Raw genomic sequence first — 19,145 nt, forward strand, 5'->3', positions numbered from 1 at the left:
CCGCCGTATACGGAACCGTACGTACGGTGGTGTGAGAGAGCGGTGAAACGAATAAAAGTTTCGCCCTCTACTCGATTAACTGATTGGCAACGCATAACGACATCGTCCGTAATCTATTATATGGTTGCTATTTTGCTGTTAACGGCATTTTATGTTGCATATGTTACACTATTTTAGCGTACTTGTTTCATCGTTAGTAAGTAAATCATCTACCTTTAACTGAACAATAAATGTCGATGTTTAAAGGTTTACTAATCATACTGTTATTTATAAGCTTCAAGGCATTCGCCCAAACCCCAAATATTGGTTTTGAGGATGGTACGTTTAACCACTGGGACTGTTATGTTGGGCAAATCGATTCAATTACCGGCAATATCCGGCTGGCGCGTTCTATCCCCGTACCGAACAGGCATGTACTCTATGGGAAAGAGTCGGCCGGACTAAAGGATGGGTATGGTAACTTCCCGTTTCTTTGCCCCAACGGAAGTAAGTATTCCGTAAGGTTAGGTAATAATTCAGCCGGAGCACAGGCGGAACGGCTGTCGTATACGTTAACTGTCCCGAATAGAAAATCATACAGTATAGTTTTCAATTATGCGGTAGTACTGGAAGACCCGGGGCATCCGGTGCAGGAGCAACCTAAATTTACCGCACAGATATACGATGTTACAGACGACGAGCTGATCAGTTGCCCTTATTTTGATTTTGCAGCCTCTTCCACGTTACCGGGATTTAAATTATCAGCCACGCGCGGATACAAAGGGGATGCGATTTACTATAAAGACTGGTCGACAGCCACTATTAATCTGAGCAGATATGTGGGCAAGGAAATACAAATCCAGTTCACTACAAACGATTGTGCCCGGATTTTTCACTTCGGCTACGCTTATCTCGACATAATTGAAAACAACGGCAATTCGATAACCGGCAATTCGTATTGCGAAGGGCAACGGAATGCCACTTTATATGCACCTAACGGTTTCGCCGGGTACGAATGGTACACGGCAGACTTAAAAAAGCTGGTGGGCACCGGTCAAAGCCTTACCATATCGCCCGCGCCTCCTGATAATACGGAATATGCGCTAAAAATTTTCCCTTACCCCGGTCTGGGCTGCGTAGATACCCTATACACTACGGTAAAAAAAATAGACGAAGGCTTTAGAATGAAGGTGACAGACACCATTAACTCCTGCCCTGGCTATCCTGTAGACCTGATGCTGCCGGAAATAACCGCCGGTACTACCCCGGGAACCACTTTTAGCTATTTCGCTGATTCATTAGGCACCCGGTATTTATACAATCCAGACCATATAGACACGTCTGGAACTTACTATATACAGGGCGTTAACGCAGAAGGCTGTATGAATATTTTGCCTGTAAGGGTAAATATAACAGCACCGGCCATAACCGTTACCGATCCTGAACCTGTAGATTTTCCAACCACGGTGGACCTTACTAAAACCTTTGTGCACAAACCGGATATAACTTACACCTATTTTAAGGATGCGGCAGGCCTTAATGAAATAAATAATTATACAGCACTGAAATATGGCGGTACATATTATATAAAAGCTACCAGCCCTCAGGGATGCTCGCAATTGGCTAAAGTAAACGTAGTAATACATCCGCCGCCGCCCTATACCATAGTAGCCCCTAATACCTTTACGCCGAATAACGATGGTATAAACGACCGGTTTTCGATAACGCTGAACGGGACAGCGACATTTAAAACCGTAAAAATTTATGACAGGTATGGCCGCCTGGTTTACAATTCCGCATTGAGAATTAATTATTGGGATGGCACCAACAAAGGGCGCAACCTGCCGCCAGGGGTTTACTATTGGGTGTTTGATGGTTTTGACGACTACAACCAGCTGGAGATCAGTAAAGCGGGGAGCATTACTTTATTGCGGTGATTTCGGAATTCAACTTTTCGATTTCGGAAGTTTTAAACAATAGCCGCCTCGCCAAATCCGAAATCGAAATTCCGAATTCCTAAATTAGAATGATTCTAAATAATATTAATGTGTTGTAATAAACATTATTACATTAACGTTTTGTATTTTTGTGATCCGTAAACAGAGGAGAAACTCTTAATGAAAAAAAGTTCAATACTTGGCCTGGTGGTAATTGCTATAGCGATATCCGTAATAATTGCCACTTACTCCAAATCAAGCACTTATGGCTCGTTCAGCGATGCCAGGCAAACTGCCGGGGAATTGCGTGTTGTTGGTCAGTTGGATAAAGGTAAGGAACTGTATTACGACGCAACCAAGGATGCCAATTATTTTTCGTTTTTTGTGAAGGATAACAAGGGGGAAGAATGCAAAGTAGTATTCACCGGTACCAAGCCGCAGGATTTTGAAAAGTCGGAGCAGATAGTACTTACCGGTAAAATGACCGGCAAGGAGTTTCATGCATCTAACATCCTGATGAAATGCCCTTCTAAATACACCAAGGATAAAATAGAAGTTACCGAGGCCAAAGCTAAAACGGCCGAAATATAAATCATTTAATGGCTATAGATTATAAAGGGGAACACCTTTTACCGGGCGAACTGGGCAAGGTATTTGTTATTCTGTCGTTCGGCGCGGCGCTGTTATCCGCTATCAGCTATTATTTTGCTGCCACCAATACCGATAAGCTCGATAAATCGTGGCTGCGCATGGCGCGCATTGCCTACCGCATTAACACCTTCTCTATTATCGGCGTAGGTGTTCAGTTGTTTTATATCCTTTATAATAACTATTTCGAATATCATTATGCGTGGAGCTATACTTCGCGCTCCCTGCCGGTTTACTACCTGGTATCCGGTTTCTGGAACGGACAGGAGGGGGGCTTCCTCCTCTGGACTTTCTGGCAGGCCGTATTGGGCAATGTACTGATCTCCCGCGCAAAATCGTGGGAAAAACCGGTAATGACGGTAGTGGCCCTTTCGCAGGTGATATTGGCTACCATGTTGCTTGGGATCGATGTATTTGGCGTTCGTTTGGGCAGCTCGCCATTCCTGTTGCTGCGTGAATCAGGAATCGAAGCGCCAATATTTCAGCGGGCCGATTACCTGTCGTTTATTAAGGACGGACAGGGCATGAATCCTTTGTTGCAAAACTACTGGATGATCATTCACCCGCCGACGCTTTTCCTCGGATTGGCTTCAATCGTGGTTCCGTTTGCCTACGCAATTGCGGGTTTGTGGCAGCGCCGCTACAAAGAATGGATCACACAGGCGATACCTTACGCGTTGTTTGCCTCCCTGGTATTGGGCGTGGGCGTTATAATGGGCGCTCTGTGGGCTTATGAATCGTTGAACTTTGGCGGCTTCTGGGCATGGGACCCGGTGGAGAACGCCTCTGTTTTCCCGTGGTTAACGCTGGTAGCCGGCCTGCACGTAATGATAGTTTACAAAAACTCAGGTCATTCTTATTTTACAGCAACATTCCTTACGCTGATCAGCTTTGTAATGGTGTTGTACACTTCGTTCCTGTCACGCAGCGGCGTTCTTGGCGAGTCATCCGTGCACGCCTTTACCGACCTGGGCATGTTCGGGCAGTTGGTAGCCTATATATTGATATTTCTCTGCATTTCTATCTGGTTTTTGGTAAGCCGTTTTAAGGAAATGCCTATCTCTAAAAAAGATGAAGAAACCTACTCCCGCGAATTCTGGATGTTTGTAGGCGCTATTTTCCTGGGTTTATCCTGCTTCCATTTGGTACTGGTAACCTCTATCCCGGTATGGAATAAAGCCTTTGGCACTAAAATAGCACCCCCTATTGATCTGGTAGGTCATTACAACGTTATCCAGGGTGCATTTGCTATGGTAATTACGGTGCTAACCGGTTTTACGCAATTTTTAAAGTATAAGAAAACTGACATTACGCGCTTTTTTATTACCACGGTTATTTATTTCGCTTTATCAGCAGCAATTACTGCCTTAGCTGGCTACCTCACCGGCGTCTACAAACTGCACTTTGTGTTTATGCTGGTATTGTTCGGGTCGGTGTACGCTGTATTGGCCAATGGAAAGGTATTGGCCGATGCGCTTAAAGGTAAATTCAAACTGGCGGGCTCGGCCGTGGCGCATATTGGTTTTGCCCTGATGCTGATCGGTGCGCTGATCTCTGCGGGTACCCGCAAGATCGTTTCGCAGACAGACGGTACAGGTATCAACATCGCCGGTTTTGATAAAGCCGAAGGCATGGGCAGTCCGCGTGAGAACATCATGATTTACAAGAATGAGCCCAAGCGTATGGGTAAATTCCTGATTACCTACCTGGGCGACTCTGTTGCAGCGCCAAACCGCTATTTTAAGGTAAATTATAAAGAACTGGACGACAAGGGCAAAGTAGTAGATGAGTTTTTGTTGAAACCGAACGTATTAACCAACCCGCAGATGGGTTCGGAGCCGTCACCGGTGCCGGCTACCAAACATTACCTGTTTCACGACCTGTACACGCACGTTACCGCATTGCCGGTAGCTACCGCCAAAAATCCGAATGCTGCCGATGCACAGGCCGCCGCCGATCATGGCCAGGAAAATGACGAAACTTTATACGATGAGCCCGTCCCGCACCTGGTGGCTGTGGGTGATACCATTCACTATCGTGACGGATATATTGTAGTAAAATCACTGAACCGGGAGGTGCAGGTACAAAACATACCGCTTGGCGCTAACGATGCGGCGATAGGAGCAAGCCTGCAGGTTGTTGCGCACGACCGCACCTTTAATGCCGAGCCGGTTTACATGATCAAGAATAAAGCGGTGCTGACTTTCCCCCGCAAGGTTGAAGATGCGGGCCTGAAACTGGCATTAACCAAAATTATCCCAAGCGAAAACAAGGTAGAAATAATGGTTTACCAGCAACCGTTGAATAAGCGCCCGTACATCGTAATGCGTGCCCTTGATTTTCCGTTTATCAACCTGCTGTGGTCCGGAACGGTTATTATGATAATAGGTTTTGTACTATCGATATCCAGAAGGAATAAGGAATTGAAAGCCCCATCGGCGTTAAAGGCTGAATCTGTGGCGGCAAATGCCTAATATTTCGGTAAAAGCTGTGTCAGTATATGCATGGTTCAATTCATCAAAAAAATATCTCGGATAGCGGCTTTACTATCGTAAATAATATTTATTCTGGTGATGAAATAAATGAAATGATCCGACTGATAGAACAAACTGACCAGTCGAATAAAACATTTCGCAAAAGCGAAGACCTGTTTGCTATCAGGCAGTTTTTGAAAGAAGTGCCGCTGACAAAAGAACGTATCTTCAACCACCGGCTTAAGACGTTAATCAACGGCTTGTTTGGCGGTGGTTATTCTGTGGTGAAGTCAATATATTTTGACAAACCGGAAGCGTCAAACTGGTTTGTTGCCTGGCACCAGGATTTGACGATTTCTGTAGACAGGAAGATTCATTTGCCCGGTTATGGACCATGGACTACCAAACTGGACCAATTCGCTGTTCAGCCTCCACTGGATATTTTGCAGGAGAACTTTACCATCAGGATACATTTGGATGATACCGACGAAGGTAACGGCGCTTTGAAAGTAATCTCCGGTTCCCATTTAAAAGGCATTTGGCGGACTGATGATTTTGGTTCGCAAACAGAAGCGGCTATAAGCTGTAATGTTCGGGCAGGAGGGGTAATGATTATGCGACCCCTGCTGATGCATGCATCAAACCGTACCACCACTCATAAGCGGCGCAGAGTTATACATATTGAGTTTAGTAAGGTTCAGCTGCCGGATGAATTGAAATGGGCTGAACGTGAGACCATTTGATCTATAAATACCACCCTGGCGCTGTTAGATACGGGCTTAAACATAAGGTTTACAGTTTTAAGCCGGGTGTAACCATTAAACTTCTGATTGTCAATGTATTGGGTAGGGTGCAACCTCTGGAAACTGTAAAGTACCTGTAAACCCTATCTTGATTGTCCGGCATATTTACCTACAGCTTTATTTCTTACGATACCAATGGTAAGCTTTACCGGGCATAAAAGAGCCATCAGCTAAATCCCAATTTCTTAAATACAAAATAATCTCCTTAAAATTGCGCCATGCGGATTACGATAATAGGTTCGGGAAATGTAGCCACCCACATGGCCGCGGCTTTTAAAAATGCCGGACACCGTATTGTACAGGTGTACAGCCGGGATATACAACATGCCTCGCTGCTGGCTTATCATGTCGGCGCAGAGGCTATTGACAGCCTTGTGCAGATCAATCCTGAAACAGACATTTTTGTTATCTCGGTAAAAGATGATGCTATAGGCGGACTTACGAAAGCTTTAGCCAGATATGAAAAAACAATAGTTCACACTTCCGGCGCCACCAGGCTTGACGTGCTTTTAACTTATACTGATAAAGCAGGCGTATTTTATCCCCTGCAAACTTTCAGTAAAACAAAAGAGCTTGATTTCAGGACTGTTCCGCTTTGTATCGAAGGCGCTGATAAATTAATCGAAAAGCAACTGACCGAACTTGCGCAAACTGTAAGCAATAACGTTTATAAAGTTGATTCGAACCAGCGGCGTGTACTTCACCTGGCGGCGGTTTTTGCGTGTAATTTCCCGAATTATCTTTACAGTGCAGCGCAACACTTACTGGCCGCCAGCGGTATGCAGTTTGAAATGCTGCGTCCGCTAATATTGGAAACCGCTGAAAAAGTGCAAACCAACCTGCCTGAACAGGTGCAAACCGGTCCTGCCGTACGCAATGACGAGGATACGATGCAGGCCCATATACACATGCTTGAGAATGAGCCGGAACTAAAACAAATATACCGGCTGTTAAGTCAGGAGATTATCAAAAACAATAATGCAGAACCTCGGCACGGGTAATTTTGTTACTTTTGCTGAAATGGACATTTTTAAGTTAAAGATAAACTTTGAGGAAAAGGGGCTGGAAAGTGTTGAGTTACCCATTGCCGAAGGTGAATCTGTTTTAGACGTATGCCTGGAAAACGGCATAGAGCTGCAGCACAACTGCGGCGGAGTTTGCGGATGCAGTACCTGCCACGTTTACGTAAATAAGGGGATGGATAACATCCAGGAAATATCTGACAAGGAAGAAGATTTTATTGACAGGGCTGTAAACCCGCGCATTAATTCGCGCCTCGGCTGTCAGTGCGTGGTGCTCGATGGTGATATCGAGATAACTATGCCTGATCAGAATCAGTTCCTGGGGCACTAAGATACCACTCGTTTAAATTTAAACAGCATTAAGCCGGAAACCTCCGGATTTTATATAAAAAAATGAACGACAATAAGTTTAGCCTTCCAATTCACTGGAATGACTACGAGGATATCGCCATGGAGCTTTATGAAAAGTTTGGCGATGATTTTAACGAATCAAAAATTTACCGTATCCGTTTTACCGATTTGCTGGAATGGGTACTTGCCTTACCTAACTTTGCCGGAACGCGTGAAGAATCTAATGAAGGCCACCTGGAGCAAATACAGTCTGCCTGGGTTTATGAATGGCGCGATAACCAATAACACCCGATTACGTTGTGCTTGTTGTTACTAATTAATCATTTTAGCTATCTCAAAATCATTATAAGGAATAATTAATTGCCTTGGTTTGGTTGGAGGTATTGATGCTCACTGATTAACTGATCTCTCAATTTTATATAGTCTACGTTCTGGATTTTGCATTTTTGATTGATTGCCAAAACCGCTGCGGCAGCTGCTGATTGCCCCATCACCATGTAAGTAGGCTCTGTTCGTAACGAGCAGAACGCAGAATGTGAGGCAGACACACAAATAGAAACAGCGAGGTTTGTACACTCCGATTGTCTGGGTACTAATGCTCTGAAACTGATGCCGTAAGCTCTGTTTCTGTCAATAAACATTTGCCCTTCCCCTTCGAGCCTGCCAGGGACAGCAATGCCGTATTGGATCAAATGCGAATCCATGGGATAGGTTCCCAGTGCTATCGGATCGTTTACATGGCCCTTATTTAATATGTAATTATCAGTTATTACGTATTCGGAAATCATCCTGCGAGCTTCCCTCACGTATAATTGTGTCGGCCAACCATTATTTTGCACAAATTCATCTTTCGGCAGCCCAAAATTTTTATAAAATTTTTGAATTTTTGGTGATATCCGCGGGTCGTTTTGAATTAGCCAGATTAATCCTCTATCATAATTTTCAATCCTTCTTTTTATTGAATCACGTTCATCGTATGTCGCTTCGGGATACAATGAATTTATGCCGACGTAGTCAGTCGAAAAATAGTTCGCACTATTAACATCCAATTTGTTATTCTTGATTTTATGCCATCCTAAGAAAACGTTGTATTGCTGCTTTAACATCCTGAACATAATTTCAAAATCTTTCATATTCAAATTGTCCGGCTTGGTTATTGAAATTGTATCTGTAGGGTCATTTGTAAGGCAGATCCTGTAATTATAAGCCATAATTTTATTGTCGCCTGTACCCGGAGCGGAAATCGCAGAACCATTTACCCGCTGTAATAAACCACTTGACGGGTCACTGTCTGTAAAATAAGGACTAACTTTTACCGGAAATATTATTGGCAGCCTGGCGCCGTTATAACTTTCATTGTATTTGCTATTGTCTTCGCGGCCGACCGTGTACGAAACGCCTGCATGAGCCAATAAATCTCCTTCGTATGAAGCGTCGATATATTCTTTTGCGCCAAATATTTTGCCCGACTCCATCGTTATCATTACAATCCGTTTACTTTCGGCGTCTTTAATCACACTGTTTTTTAAGCTTAAACGCTCGTTCCTGAAGATTTGAATATTGGGATAAGAATTTAAAAACTCATTAAAAACCTGAAGGGCAATCTTTGGCTCAAATGTATATGAAGGTACCCGCTCTGCATACTTTGCGGCCACCTTTAAATAGAAATCGTGTGTTAGACCGCCGATATTCACGCCGCTATCAACAATGTCAGTTTTGCAAAGCCCTCCAGTAGTCATCCCCCCTATATATTGATCAGTTGCTATTAAAATGACATTTTTGCCTAACCGGGCGGCTTCGATGGCTGCTATAACTCCCGAAGATGTAGCGCCATAAATAACTACATCAGTCTTTATTGCGTTTGAAGGTAATTGTTGAAGCGTATCGAGCCCCGACCCTGTATTTTCAAGTTTGATTATATGGGTTTTGCGGCAGCTGATGATGACGATTATTAAAGTGAAAATGAATTTTAATCCAATCTCTTTTATTAAAAGATATTTTGCTGTCCTTTTTTTTAAGGGGTATTTATTCAGGGACACGACAATGGTTATAATATGTTTATACTTAGGTACGGCTACATTTGGCTTAAAATTAAAATAAATGGCACATAGACGAGTCGCAATTATTTTTATATATATTGTTAATAACGACGGCGGCTTCTTAATATTGCGAAAATAAAAAACGGATAGTTATATTTTTAAATAACATTGTTAGGTTTGCGCCGCGCATAAATATTAGCATTTTTGGCTTACCTCGGGAGAACAATTGCAGGGATAAATGGAATCATTTTTAACTAAACTAAAAGAAATAACTACGTTCGTGTTTGATGTGGACGGTGTGCTTACTGATGGTTCTGTTTTTGTAACAGACGATGGTTTGCAAAGCCGTGCTTTTAATATAAAAGATGGCTACGCACTACAGTTGGCTGTAAAATGCGGATATAACGTGGTCAGCGTATCGGGCAGCCGCTCTAAAGCCCAGTTGCATCGCCTTAACAGCCTTGGGATCAAAGACGTTTACATGGGCATTCATACTAAAAAAACCAAACTGAAACTGTACCTGGAAGAAAAACATATCAGCCCGGAAACTGTGTTATACATGGGTGATGATATACCAGATATGGAAGTAATGCAATATGTGGGGTTGCCGGTTTGTCCAGCCGATGCGGTGGAGGAAATAAAGGCGCTCAGCAAATACGTATCGCCATATCCCGGCGGCCGCGGCTGCGTACGCGATGTGATAGAGAAAGTATTGAAGATACACGATCAATGGCTTACTGAAGAAGCCTATAGCTGGTAGGTGTTAGTCCATAGACGATTGTCTGTGGATTCGTAGTAGCTGCATTTTTTTTTAAATATTTTTGCCATGGACTATGGTCTATGGACTATCGACTCAAAAATGAACTCTCCCCGACTAATCCTCGCATCCAAATCTCCGCGCCGGCAGGAACTGTTACGGCTGATGGATATTGATTTTCGTATTGTGCTTAAAGATGTGGATGAGTCGTATCCCGACAATCTTACGCCTGAGGAAGTGGCTGTTTACATCGCTGCAAAAAAGGCTAAAGCATTTGATGAGACGTTAACAGATGAGATTGTACTTACCGCGGATACGATAGTCTGTATAGACGACCAGATATTAGGCAAGCCAACAGATGCGCCGCACGCCGTGCAGATGCTGCAATTGCTGTCAGGGCGTATGCACCGGGTGATCACCGGTGTCTGTCTGCTTCGTGATCATCAGTATCATAGTTTTTATGATGTCTCGGAAGTATATTTCGGCAAGCTGTCTGATGAAGAGATACACAACTACGTGGAAAAATACCAGCCTTTTGACAAAGCAGGTTCGTATGGTATACAGGAACGTATCGGGCTCATTGGCATAGAGCGCATCAATGGTTCCTACACTAATGTAGTGGGGCTGCCTACTGAGAAGTTGTATAAGGAATTAGCGAATTTCCGTTAAGACTTACGAAGTCCGAAACTTCGTAAGTCCCCCAATCTGATTATTTTATTGTCCGCGTATTGTTTTTCCTGTTGCTGTCGGGTAAGGCGTTATCCGGGTCAACGGTAACACTTTCAACTTCGGTGGTTGTAGGTATAGTAAAAGTTATTGCCTTATTTTGAAGCCAGGTTTCAACCGGGAAATAGGTGCGCTGTTTGGCGCCGTCTTTGAGTTTTACCTCAACTGTAAATGGCATGGCTAGCTGCTCTTTATTGGCTATGGTTACCTGTACGCCGTTTTTGGGATCTTTATTGGCATATTTTGCATCGATCAGGGCGATGTCCAGCGGCCAGTTATTATAAAACCAGCCCTTCCAGAACCAGGACAGATCTTCGCCTGCGCCGTTTTCCATCGACCGGAAAAAGTCGTCGGGTTGCGGGTGTTTGTAAGCCCATTTAGCTATGTAATTTTTAAAGGCATAATCGAACCTGTTTTTGCCGAGAATCTGCTCGCGCAGCAAAACCAAACCAAAAGCCGGCTTGAAGTAGGTGAGGGGATGACGATACTTTTCGGGAATAGCGTCTGCCGCGGTCATGATTGAAGGCGAGTTGGGGTCTTGTATGACCGGGACAATTTCATCAGCCGGATTGCCGCCGCCAGGTGCGTATTCACCGTCGCGTTTGGGCGCATATTCGCCATGATTAAAAGCATCCGAAGCATAAATATCGATAAACGTATTAAAGCCCTCATCCATCCAGCCGAAGCGGCGTTCATTGCTGCCCACGATCATTGGGAACCAGTTGTGGCCGATTTCATGAGCTGTTACCCAGTACAACTCTTTACCCTTATCGGTAATGCCATCGAATACGATACCCGGGTACTCCATACCGCCAGCTATACCGGCTTCGTTAATGGCGCAGGGCCATGGGTAAACAAACCATTTTTCGGAAAAATATTCAATAGACTTTTTAAGATACTCAGTTGCCCTTCCCCAGGCCTCATTGCCGGCGCTTTCAACCGGGTATACTGACATCGCCAGTGATTTTTTACCGCCTGGTAAATTCACTCTTGCGGCATCCCATACATAAGCCTTGGATGCGCCGAATGCCACGTCGCGTGTATTCAGCATTTTAAAGTGCCACGTTAGGTTGGCTTTCCCGGCCGGGCGGGATGATGGATTGGTAACCTCGTTTACATCCCTTATCATTATAGTTTTGTCGCTTGCCTTTGCTGTATTGAGCCGGTTAACCTGCTGCTGTGTGAGTACTTCACCCGGATTGAGCAATTCGCCTGACCCGGCTACGATCATATCGGCAGGCGCAGTTACTTTATAATCTATGTTGCCATATTCCAGGTAAAACTCACCGCTTCCGAGGAACGGCAGGGTATCCCAGCCACGGGTATCGTCATAAACACACATGCGCGGGAACCATTGGGCAATTTCGTATATCTTGCCGTTTTTGGTTTGCACATAGTCGGTTCGGTTGCCGAAATTACCGGGGATGGTATATTTATATTTAATGGTAAAGTTTATAACCGCGCCGTTTGCTGCGAGCGCCTTTGGCAGGCGAATCTGCATGCGGGTATCGGTAACCACAAAGTCTGCCTTAGCGCCTGTTTTTCCATTGGTTATGGTTATCGATTGAATGTCGTAGCCGTCGGTATGCTGGTTAGGCCCTGGTGCAAAGCCGGTAACAAAGTTGGAGCGCGCAGTGTTTTTATAAGTGTTTTGGTCTAACTGCAGCCATAAGTATTGCAGTGTTTCCGGGCTATTATTGGTATAGGTTACCTGTTCGGTGGCTGTTAATGTTTTGGCAGCAGTATCGAGCACCGCATCGATGTTGTAATCCACACGGTTTTGCCAGTATTTCGGGCCGGGTTCCCCATTGGCGGCATGCACGGCATTGCCTTTTTCGCTGTAGTAAAGCGGCGAAAATAGTTCTGCCGGCTGATAGTTTGAGGATATGGTATCGTTGGAGTTATTTCCGCGGCGCCGGCGCTGGGCATCGGCAGATATAACAATTAACGCCAGAATGGCGGCGAGTAAAAATTGGGGTTTCATGGGATTTGTCAGTTATTGAGGGCAATATACAAAGGGCGATGGACTTGTCCTCGACTTTTTAATAAACAGCTAATAAAAAATAGCATGTCTTGTCTTATATTAGTTCTCGAATTAATACCCCTATTCAAATGAAAAAACGATTGAAAAGCAGATCGGCAGTCAGGTCTGTCTCTAACTACTATGCGAACCACCCCGAACAAAATAAATTCCGGGGCAATATCTCCACAATTTTTTATAATGTAGCAGCCCTTATTATTTGTGGGGTATTACTGGATATTACCCTTAATGACACGGCAGGTATGATAACATTTTTTGCCCTGGCTGTTTTGCAAATCATCACCTGCCTTATACTGGCCGTCAATTACAATAGTAAGATGTGGTTGTTTAGCGCCCTGGTTGTATTCCTTATAGGCTGCGCATCTTTTGTATATATAAATTTGTAGGGTGGTAATTACTGCTTTATGGCGAAAGATATGATAATAGAAATTAGATGAGGTATTTCGTATCCGGAGATATCGGGTTGACTCTGCATTTAGTACAGCGTCTAGGATTGGTCGCCGGTAGAATAGCTAATTCATCATGTCCGCCAGCACACCCTCCTTCAACGAATGTGCCGACATCGCAATTTCCTCAACCCCTATTTTTTCAATGATAAACCGCGTAAGCAGTGATGCGGTAACAATCATATCCACTCTAACGGGGATAATATTCGGGTTATCCAACCGCTGCTGGTGGTTTGACAAAACAATCCGCTCAATTACAGACAAAAGAATGGCTTTATCAAATTCGTAGTATTTCGTTTTTTTCAAGTCGATGCTACGGCCTTTATCCGCCTCGATAATTGCAGCATAGGATTCGAACACCCCAGACGAGCCAATGATGCTATGTACGCTATAATTTTTAAGCGCTCCGAAAAGGGGGGTTAGAGTGTCATCCAGATAAAAATTCAAGGCGGTTATCGAGTCGCCCGGTATAGGGTCATGCCGGTGAAAGCTGTCCATCAGCCTCGCTGCGCCGATTTCAAAGCTTTGTTTCCATTTAATCTCTTTGTCATCGCAAATAATAAATTCAACGCTGCCGCCGCCGATATCCACAATCAAAGTATTTTGTGCAGATAAACCGCCACCTGCGCGAACGCCTTTGTAAATGTACTCTGCCTCGGCGTTGCCGTCTATGATCTCGACAGAGATTCCGGTTTGTTTTTTTACGTCGTTGACAAAGTCCTGCCCGTTGGCTGCATTGCGTAAGGCGGAGGTTGCAATACACCTGATTTGGTTTACACCATAATCATTAATCAGGCGGCTATAGCGCTTCATGCACTCTATGCCGCGCTGATATGCAGCCGTTTGTATAAAACCCCTATTAATGCCGCCCTCGCCAAGTTTTACCGGCTGTTGCTCATGAACTATCTCTGTAAAACTGTTGCTGGTACCTTCAACGATCAGTAAGTGAAAGGTGTTTGTGCCAAGGTCCATTACGGCGCATTTTTCCATGCCACTAAAATAGATAATCCCTCAAATTGTTTTAAATCTGAGGGATTATTATGTCTGAATCGCTCCCCTTCAGGGGCTTGGGGAGCTTTTATTCTTTATAAAAAAACCATTTTACCAGCTCCTTATAACTGGCTTTTTTGCCGTACATCAAAATACCTACGCGATAAATTCTGGCAGCTACGTATATGGCGAATATAAAGGTAAGTACCATCAGCGTCATAGAAATACCTAACTGCCATCCCGGTACGCCAAACGGCATTCGTAATACCATAGCGACGGGAGCCGTAAGCGGGATCATTGACAGCCACACGGCCAGTGAGCCATTTGGCGCCTGGAACAGGATACTCACCGATAATATGTAGGTAAAGAGCAGCGGCAGCGTAATCGGAAACATAAACTGCTGCGTTTCGGTCTCGCTGTCAACGGCAGAACCTACAGCGGCAAAAAGTGCGCTGTATAACAGGTAGCCGGTAAGGAAATAAAAAATAAATACACCCAGTACCGGCCCGAATGGAATGGTTTGCAGGGCGGCCAGCGCACCCATGATGCCAGTTGGCGGCCCATGCTGCACGCTGCCGGTTATCTTTGTCGCGAGGTATGACAAGACTATCCAGGCGGCGAACTGGGTTAGCCCGACCAGGCCTACGCCGATTACCTTACCCATCATTAACTGGAAGGGTTTAACCGACGAAATTACTACTTCTACAATGCGGCTTGTTTTTTCTTCAATCACTCCGCGCATTACCTGTGCACCGTAGATAAATACCGACATATAAATCAGGATGGAACAGGCAATGCCGACGCCTATCATTGCGCCCAGGCTGGTTTGCTGTTCGCCCAGATCGGTTATTTCGATAGTTTTAAGCGAAATATTGCTTTTAATAGCACTAAGAACGGCCGTGTCGATGTGGTGTTTAATCAGCTCGTTTGCACGGGCAATATCATTCATCTGCTTTTCTATTTCCCCGGTAACAATAGTTGAGGGCTTATCTTTTGAATAGAACTGCACCGCGTCTTTCCTGGTGAAATCTGCCGGAATCACCAGGGCGGACAAAAAGTCGGTCTTTTTAGCCTTTGCTTTCAAATCGGAAACCGAAGAGGTTGAATTTTGAAAAGTCAGATTTGGAATATTGTGAAATTTACCGGCGAAAACTCCGCTATTGTCAACCACAACAACTGTGTTCTGGTCTTCTATCTTATTGCTGCTGTTTGCCACGAGGCCAATAATGACACCCATCACCAGGATGAGCAGCGGCAGCAAAAAAATCATGACGATAAACGAGCGTTTGCGTACACGGGTAATGTATTCGCGTTTGATGATTAAAAGTATCTTGTCCATGGTTTAGCTGATTTGATTTACCTTTTCAATAAATATCTCGTTCATGCTGGGCACTACTTCCTGCAGCATGTTTACCTGTACTTTAGGAATGATGTATTGCAGCACATCGTTTGAAGTAGATCGTTCCTTCAGCTTTATTTTGATGACATGGCTGTCATCTTCCGAAGATTTTTCTTCGAGCAGATCAAAAGGTTCATTGCCATTAAATATCAAGGGACTTCCGATGTATTCAACAAAGTAAGTTGAATTTTTGTAGGAGTTTTTAATGCCTTTAACGGTACCGTCCAGTATCTTATGTGATTTGTTGATCAACGCAATTGAGTCGCACAATTCCTCAACAGACTCCATGCGGTGCGTTGAGAAGAGGATGGTAGCCCCGTTTTTGTTTAATTCCAGTATCTCGTCTTTTATAATTTCGGCATTTACCGGATCGAAACCGCTGAAGGGTTCATCGAGTATGATCAGGTCGGGCTCATGCAGAACTGTTGCTACGAACTGTGCTTTTTGCTGCATCCCTTTTGAAAGCTCTTCAATTTTCTTCTTCCACCAGCTGGTCATATCCAGCTTCTCGAACCATACTTTCAGACGCCTGGTTGCCTCGTCGCGGCTCAGGCCTTTTAGCCGGGCCAGGTATATCATCTGCTCGCCAATTTCCATTTTTTTGTAAAGGCCGCGCTCCTCAGGCAGGTAGCCAATGCGACCGATATGCGATTGATTCAGTTTTTCGCCGTCGAAATAGATTTCGCCGCTGTCAGGCGCCGTGATTTGATTAATGATACGTATAAGCGAAGTTTTTCCGGCGCCGTTGGGTCCAAGCAGGCCAAAAACCTGGCCGCTTTTTACCTCGATGCTAACATCATCTAACGCCCGGTGAGCTGCGTATTGCTTAACAATATTGCGGATGCTTAACATGTTGATAGGTTTGTTTTAGTTTGTAATTGTTTTTAAGATACAGGTTTGTTTAAAATGTTACAAGCCTTTGTATGGTTAAGTTTGTCGGATGGGGTGGGTTACAGAACCTATAAATAGAAATTCACAAGCTCGTCGCCTCTTTTTTTATTGGCAGAAATCATATTAGTTAATACCTTTAGATTAAAAGCCTTTTAACAGAACAATTTGACGACCTGGGAAATGCGAACGATAAGCATCATTTTTATAGCCATATTCAGTTTTACAACGGCTTGTTTTTCGCAGCGAAAGGCGGTACCGGTCCCTGTTATTTTTGACAGCGATATGGGGCCCGATTATGATGATGTGGGAGCCATAACCATTTTACACGCACTGGCAGATAAGGGCGAAGCCAAAATACTGGCCACGATGGCCAGCACTAATTATGAAGGCGTTGCGGGCGTATTAAATATTTTCAACACTTATTTTAACCGGCCGGATCTGCCCATCGGCGTGCCTAAAGGAAACGCCCTTTCCCTGCGCGACTGGCAGCACTGGACTGATACCCTCCTCGCCAAATACCCGCATCAATTAAAAACCAACAACCAGGCCGCCGATGCAGTAAGCCTTTACCGCAAATTATTAGCCGGCCAGCCTGACAACAGCGTAACTATTGTTACCGTAGGCTTTTTAACTAATCTTTCCAATCTGCTAAACACATCCGGCGACAGTTATTCACCTTTAACCGGCATCGGGCTGGTGAAGAAAAAAGTAAAGCAACTGGTATGCATGGCCGGTAAATTTCCGTCAGGCTGGGAGTTTAATGTAATGAAGGACGCGCAGGCATCGAAGAATGTATATGACAACTGGCCCACGCAAATTATTTTCAGCGGGTTTGAGATAGGGGTAAAGATAAAGGCCGGCTTGCCCCTGATCAATAACAAAACAATAGCTAACTCGCCGGTAAAGAATGCTTTCCGGATAGCAATACCTATGGCGAGGGAGGACTCGCTTGGCCGCAGCAGCTGGGATGAGACTGCGGTATTGATAGCAATTAAAGGTTACAGCCAATGGTACACTTTGCACAACGGCAAAATGAAGGTAGCAGCCGATGGCAGCAACACATGGGACGATGCCGCTAATGGTCAGGCCTATATAGCAGAAAAGGTAAATTATACCGTAGTACAGGATTTGATTAATCAGCTCATCATGCACCAGCCGGTGAAACGAGTTAACCGGCGCTCTACCGGACAAACACGCTCAAGTGGCGGTTCGCGAATGAGCCAGTCGACCCAAAATCGTATTGCCCAAATCGAAGCGCTGAGCAGGAAGGTTGACAAGATAGAGGCTAATATTAACAAGCGCGAGCGGGAAATAAAAAGGGTTGAGGCGCATGAGCGCGACTGATGATCTTTCCTAAACAAAAAGCTTTAAGTCCTAATAATCCGCTTTAAAGCTTTCGCCTTTCACCTCCGCAACTGCCTCAAATCAAATCTTAAAATCTCAATCGACTCCTTTTGCCTCGATATGATCACATACATAAAGCCTTTGTAAATAATTGTGTGCGGATAGCCATATTGCCCGCCTTTGTACAGGCCTTCTTTTTTAAGCTGGTAGAGCTCATCGGCGATGATATAATTTTGGCCGAATTTCTTTCCATCGGATGATAATGATAATACCAAAGGGTTGCGGTCGTAATGATGCAGCGTGTCAGGTATGCCCACGTAATAAAAACGCTTATCCGGAAGCCGGCCGAAATGAAATTTGCTGTCGTTGTCTGAAAAAGGGGTCTCAACCGGTTTTGACCATGATTGACCGTCATCAGCGCTTTCCGTCAGCCATAAACGGCCCTTCCAGCCTTTGCCGGTAACACGCAGCAGCATGTGTAATACATCGTCGTCAGTTTGAAAAAATGAGCCCTCGCAAAGCGGCGGCAGCCCCAGCTTAGCCGCGGGGGCATAAAATGCAGCCGAATTATCCTGGCTGTATAATGAATCGGGGTAGGGGCTGCTTAGTCTCCACCCCGAAATTCCACGCGGGTCATCGGTGTAGGGGAATAAGAAATTCCCGCTTATTATCAGTCTGCCACTTTTGATAGCTTCCGGGCCGTGGTTTGGAATAAGCGGAACATGCATGTCAATGGGTTCACTCCAATGCTCGCCATCAGCGCTTGTTTTTGCCCACAAATGCGTGTTTTGCCTGTTGTGCGTGTATTCGCCATAGTAGGCTACCAGCATGCCTTTATATTGATATAAACCAGCTGCTGTAAGCACCGTCAGCGTATCATTTACTTTAACCGGCGATGCCAATGGTTTGGCTGCCGACCAGTGGAAGAAATCGGAAGAACTTGAATAAACCACCCGCTGCCCCGGCGCATCCTCGTCCTTTATTCCGTCAGACCAAATGACGATAAATTTATCTTTAAAATGAATAACGGAGGGATGATGGTTATACAGCCAGGAGTTGCCCGGTGTGTAGATCATAGCCCGCTCAATTTTTAAATGAGGGACGCCGGCTGCTGTTTGATAATTATTGGTAATGACATGCTGAGCATAAATACTGCTGCTGACAAAAAGCAAAACGATACCGGATTTGAGTTTATTAAGCATAAAGTTATACCGGCGCAATATATCAATTGAACAAAAAAGCCCAAAGTAATACAACTCCGGGCTTTCAAATCTTCAATTTTGCCTTTCAGCTTTAAC

At 44.6% G+C, this 19,145-nt stretch carries 17 protein-coding genes; 11 read left to right on the forward strand and 6 right to left on the reverse strand.

The features are described from left to right. Positions 1-230 precede the first annotated feature (230 nt). From Q3W13_RS11585 to iscX, 7 genes are all read left to right on the forward strand, one after another. A complete protein-coding gene (locus Q3W13_RS11585; RefSeq protein WP_302863934.1) occupies positions 231-1,916 on the forward strand; it encodes a gliding motility-associated C-terminal domain-containing protein in 1,686 nt (561 codons plus the stop codon). 180 nt (positions 1,917-2,096) lie between these two features. After that, entirely contained in the window at positions 2,097-2,507 is a 411-nt protein-coding gene (locus tag Q3W13_RS11590; protein WP_302863935.1) for a cytochrome c maturation protein CcmE, read from the forward strand. A gap of 8 nt (positions 2,508-2,515) precedes the next feature. Beyond that, positions 2,516-5,038, forward strand: coding sequence for a cytochrome c biogenesis protein CcsA (gene ccsA, locus Q3W13_RS11595; RefSeq protein ID WP_302863937.1), 2,523 nt, complete (start codon positions 2,516-2,518; stop codon positions 5,036-5,038). 26 nt (positions 5,039-5,064) lie between these two features. Continuing rightward, positions 5,065-5,781 carry a phytanoyl-CoA dioxygenase family protein gene (locus Q3W13_RS11600; RefSeq protein ID WP_302863938.1) on the forward strand — a complete coding sequence of 239 codons (717 nt, stop codon included), beginning with the start codon at positions 5,065-5,067 and terminating at the stop codon, positions 5,779-5,781. Between the two features lie 278 nt (positions 5,782-6,059). Further along, the gene (locus Q3W13_RS11605) at positions 6,060-6,842 is read left to right on the forward strand and encodes a Rossmann-like and DUF2520 domain-containing protein (protein WP_302863939.1); all 783 of its coding nucleotides are present in this window, start codon (positions 6,060-6,062) and stop codon (positions 6,840-6,842) included. A 19-nt stretch (positions 6,843-6,861) separates the two neighbouring features. Continuing rightward, positions 6,862-7,194, forward strand: a complete 333-nt coding sequence (locus Q3W13_RS11610) for a 2Fe-2S iron-sulfur cluster-binding protein (protein WP_302864299.1) — start codon at positions 6,862-6,864, stop codon at positions 7,192-7,194. A 62-nt stretch (positions 7,195-7,256) separates the two neighbouring features. Next, positions 7,257-7,499, forward strand: coding sequence for a Fe-S cluster assembly protein IscX (gene iscX, locus Q3W13_RS11615; protein ID WP_302863940.1), 243 nt, complete (start codon positions 7,257-7,259; stop codon positions 7,497-7,499). Between the two features lie 71 nt (positions 7,500-7,570). Here the strand turns inward: iscX and Q3W13_RS11620 are convergent, their stop codons facing one another. Continuing rightward, entirely contained in the window at positions 7,571-9,253 is a 1,683-nt protein-coding gene (locus tag Q3W13_RS11620; protein WP_302863941.1) for an FAD-dependent oxidoreductase, read from the reverse strand. Positions 9,254-9,491: 238 nt separating this feature from the next. Here Q3W13_RS11620 and Q3W13_RS11625 point away from each other — a divergent pair, with 238 nt between their 5' ends. Continuing rightward, on the forward strand, positions 9,492-10,013 hold the full coding sequence (locus tag Q3W13_RS11625; protein WP_302863942.1) for an HAD family hydrolase: 522 nt from the start codon (positions 9,492-9,494) through the stop codon (positions 10,011-10,013). A gap of 66 nt (positions 10,014-10,079) precedes the next feature. Then, the gene (locus Q3W13_RS11630) at positions 10,080-10,679 is read left to right on the forward strand and encodes a nucleoside triphosphate pyrophosphatase (RefSeq protein ID WP_302863943.1); all 600 of its coding nucleotides are present in this window, start codon (positions 10,080-10,082) and stop codon (positions 10,677-10,679) included. A 40-nt stretch (positions 10,680-10,719) separates the two neighbouring features. Here the strand turns inward: Q3W13_RS11630 and Q3W13_RS11635 are convergent, their stop codons facing one another. After that, positions 10,720-12,720, reverse strand: a complete 2,001-nt coding sequence (locus tag Q3W13_RS11635; protein ID WP_302863945.1) for a M1 family metallopeptidase — start codon at positions 12,718-12,720, stop codon at positions 10,720-10,722. Positions 12,721-12,848: 128 nt separating this feature from the next. Here Q3W13_RS11635 and Q3W13_RS11640 point away from each other — a divergent pair, with 128 nt between their 5' ends. Beyond that, the gene (locus Q3W13_RS11640; protein WP_302863946.1) at positions 12,849-13,163 is read left to right on the forward strand and encodes a hypothetical protein; all 315 of its coding nucleotides are present in this window, start codon (positions 12,849-12,851) and stop codon (positions 13,161-13,163) included. A gap of 126 nt (positions 13,164-13,289) precedes the next feature. Here Q3W13_RS11640 and Q3W13_RS11645 read toward each other — a convergent pair whose 3' ends face one another. The 3 genes from Q3W13_RS11645 to Q3W13_RS11655 form a co-directional block, all read right to left on the reverse strand. Further along, the gene (locus tag Q3W13_RS11645) at positions 13,290-14,213 is read right to left on the reverse strand and encodes an exopolyphosphatase (protein ID WP_302863949.1); all 924 of its coding nucleotides are present in this window, start codon (positions 14,211-14,213) and stop codon (positions 13,290-13,292) included. An 88-nt stretch (positions 14,214-14,301) separates the two neighbouring features. Further along, positions 14,302-15,552 (reverse strand): ABC transporter permease, encoded by a 1,251-nt coding sequence (locus tag Q3W13_RS11650; RefSeq protein ID WP_302863950.1) that lies wholly within the window; start codon positions 15,550-15,552, stop codon positions 14,302-14,304. 3 nt (positions 15,553-15,555) lie between these two features. Next, positions 15,556-16,464 carry an ABC transporter ATP-binding protein gene (locus Q3W13_RS11655; RefSeq protein ID WP_302863952.1) on the reverse strand — a complete coding sequence of 303 codons (909 nt, stop codon included), beginning with the start codon at positions 16,462-16,464 and terminating at the stop codon, positions 15,556-15,558. 204 nt (positions 16,465-16,668) lie between these two features. Here Q3W13_RS11655 and Q3W13_RS11660 point away from each other — a divergent pair, with 204 nt between their 5' ends. Next, positions 16,669-17,847 carry a nucleoside hydrolase gene (locus Q3W13_RS11660; RefSeq protein ID WP_302863954.1) on the forward strand — a complete coding sequence of 393 codons (1,179 nt, stop codon included), beginning with the start codon at positions 16,669-16,671 and terminating at the stop codon, positions 17,845-17,847. 59 nt (positions 17,848-17,906) lie between these two features. Here Q3W13_RS11660 and Q3W13_RS11665 read toward each other — a convergent pair whose 3' ends face one another. Then, a complete protein-coding gene (locus Q3W13_RS11665) occupies positions 17,907-19,049 on the reverse strand; it encodes an exo-alpha-sialidase (protein ID WP_302863955.1) in 1,143 nt (380 codons plus the stop codon). Between the last annotated feature and the right edge of the window lie 96 nt (positions 19,050-19,145).

This window comes from Mucilaginibacter sp. L3T2-6, assembly GCF_030519355.1.
GTDB lineage: Bacteria > Bacteroidota > Bacteroidia > Sphingobacteriales > Sphingobacteriaceae > Mucilaginibacter.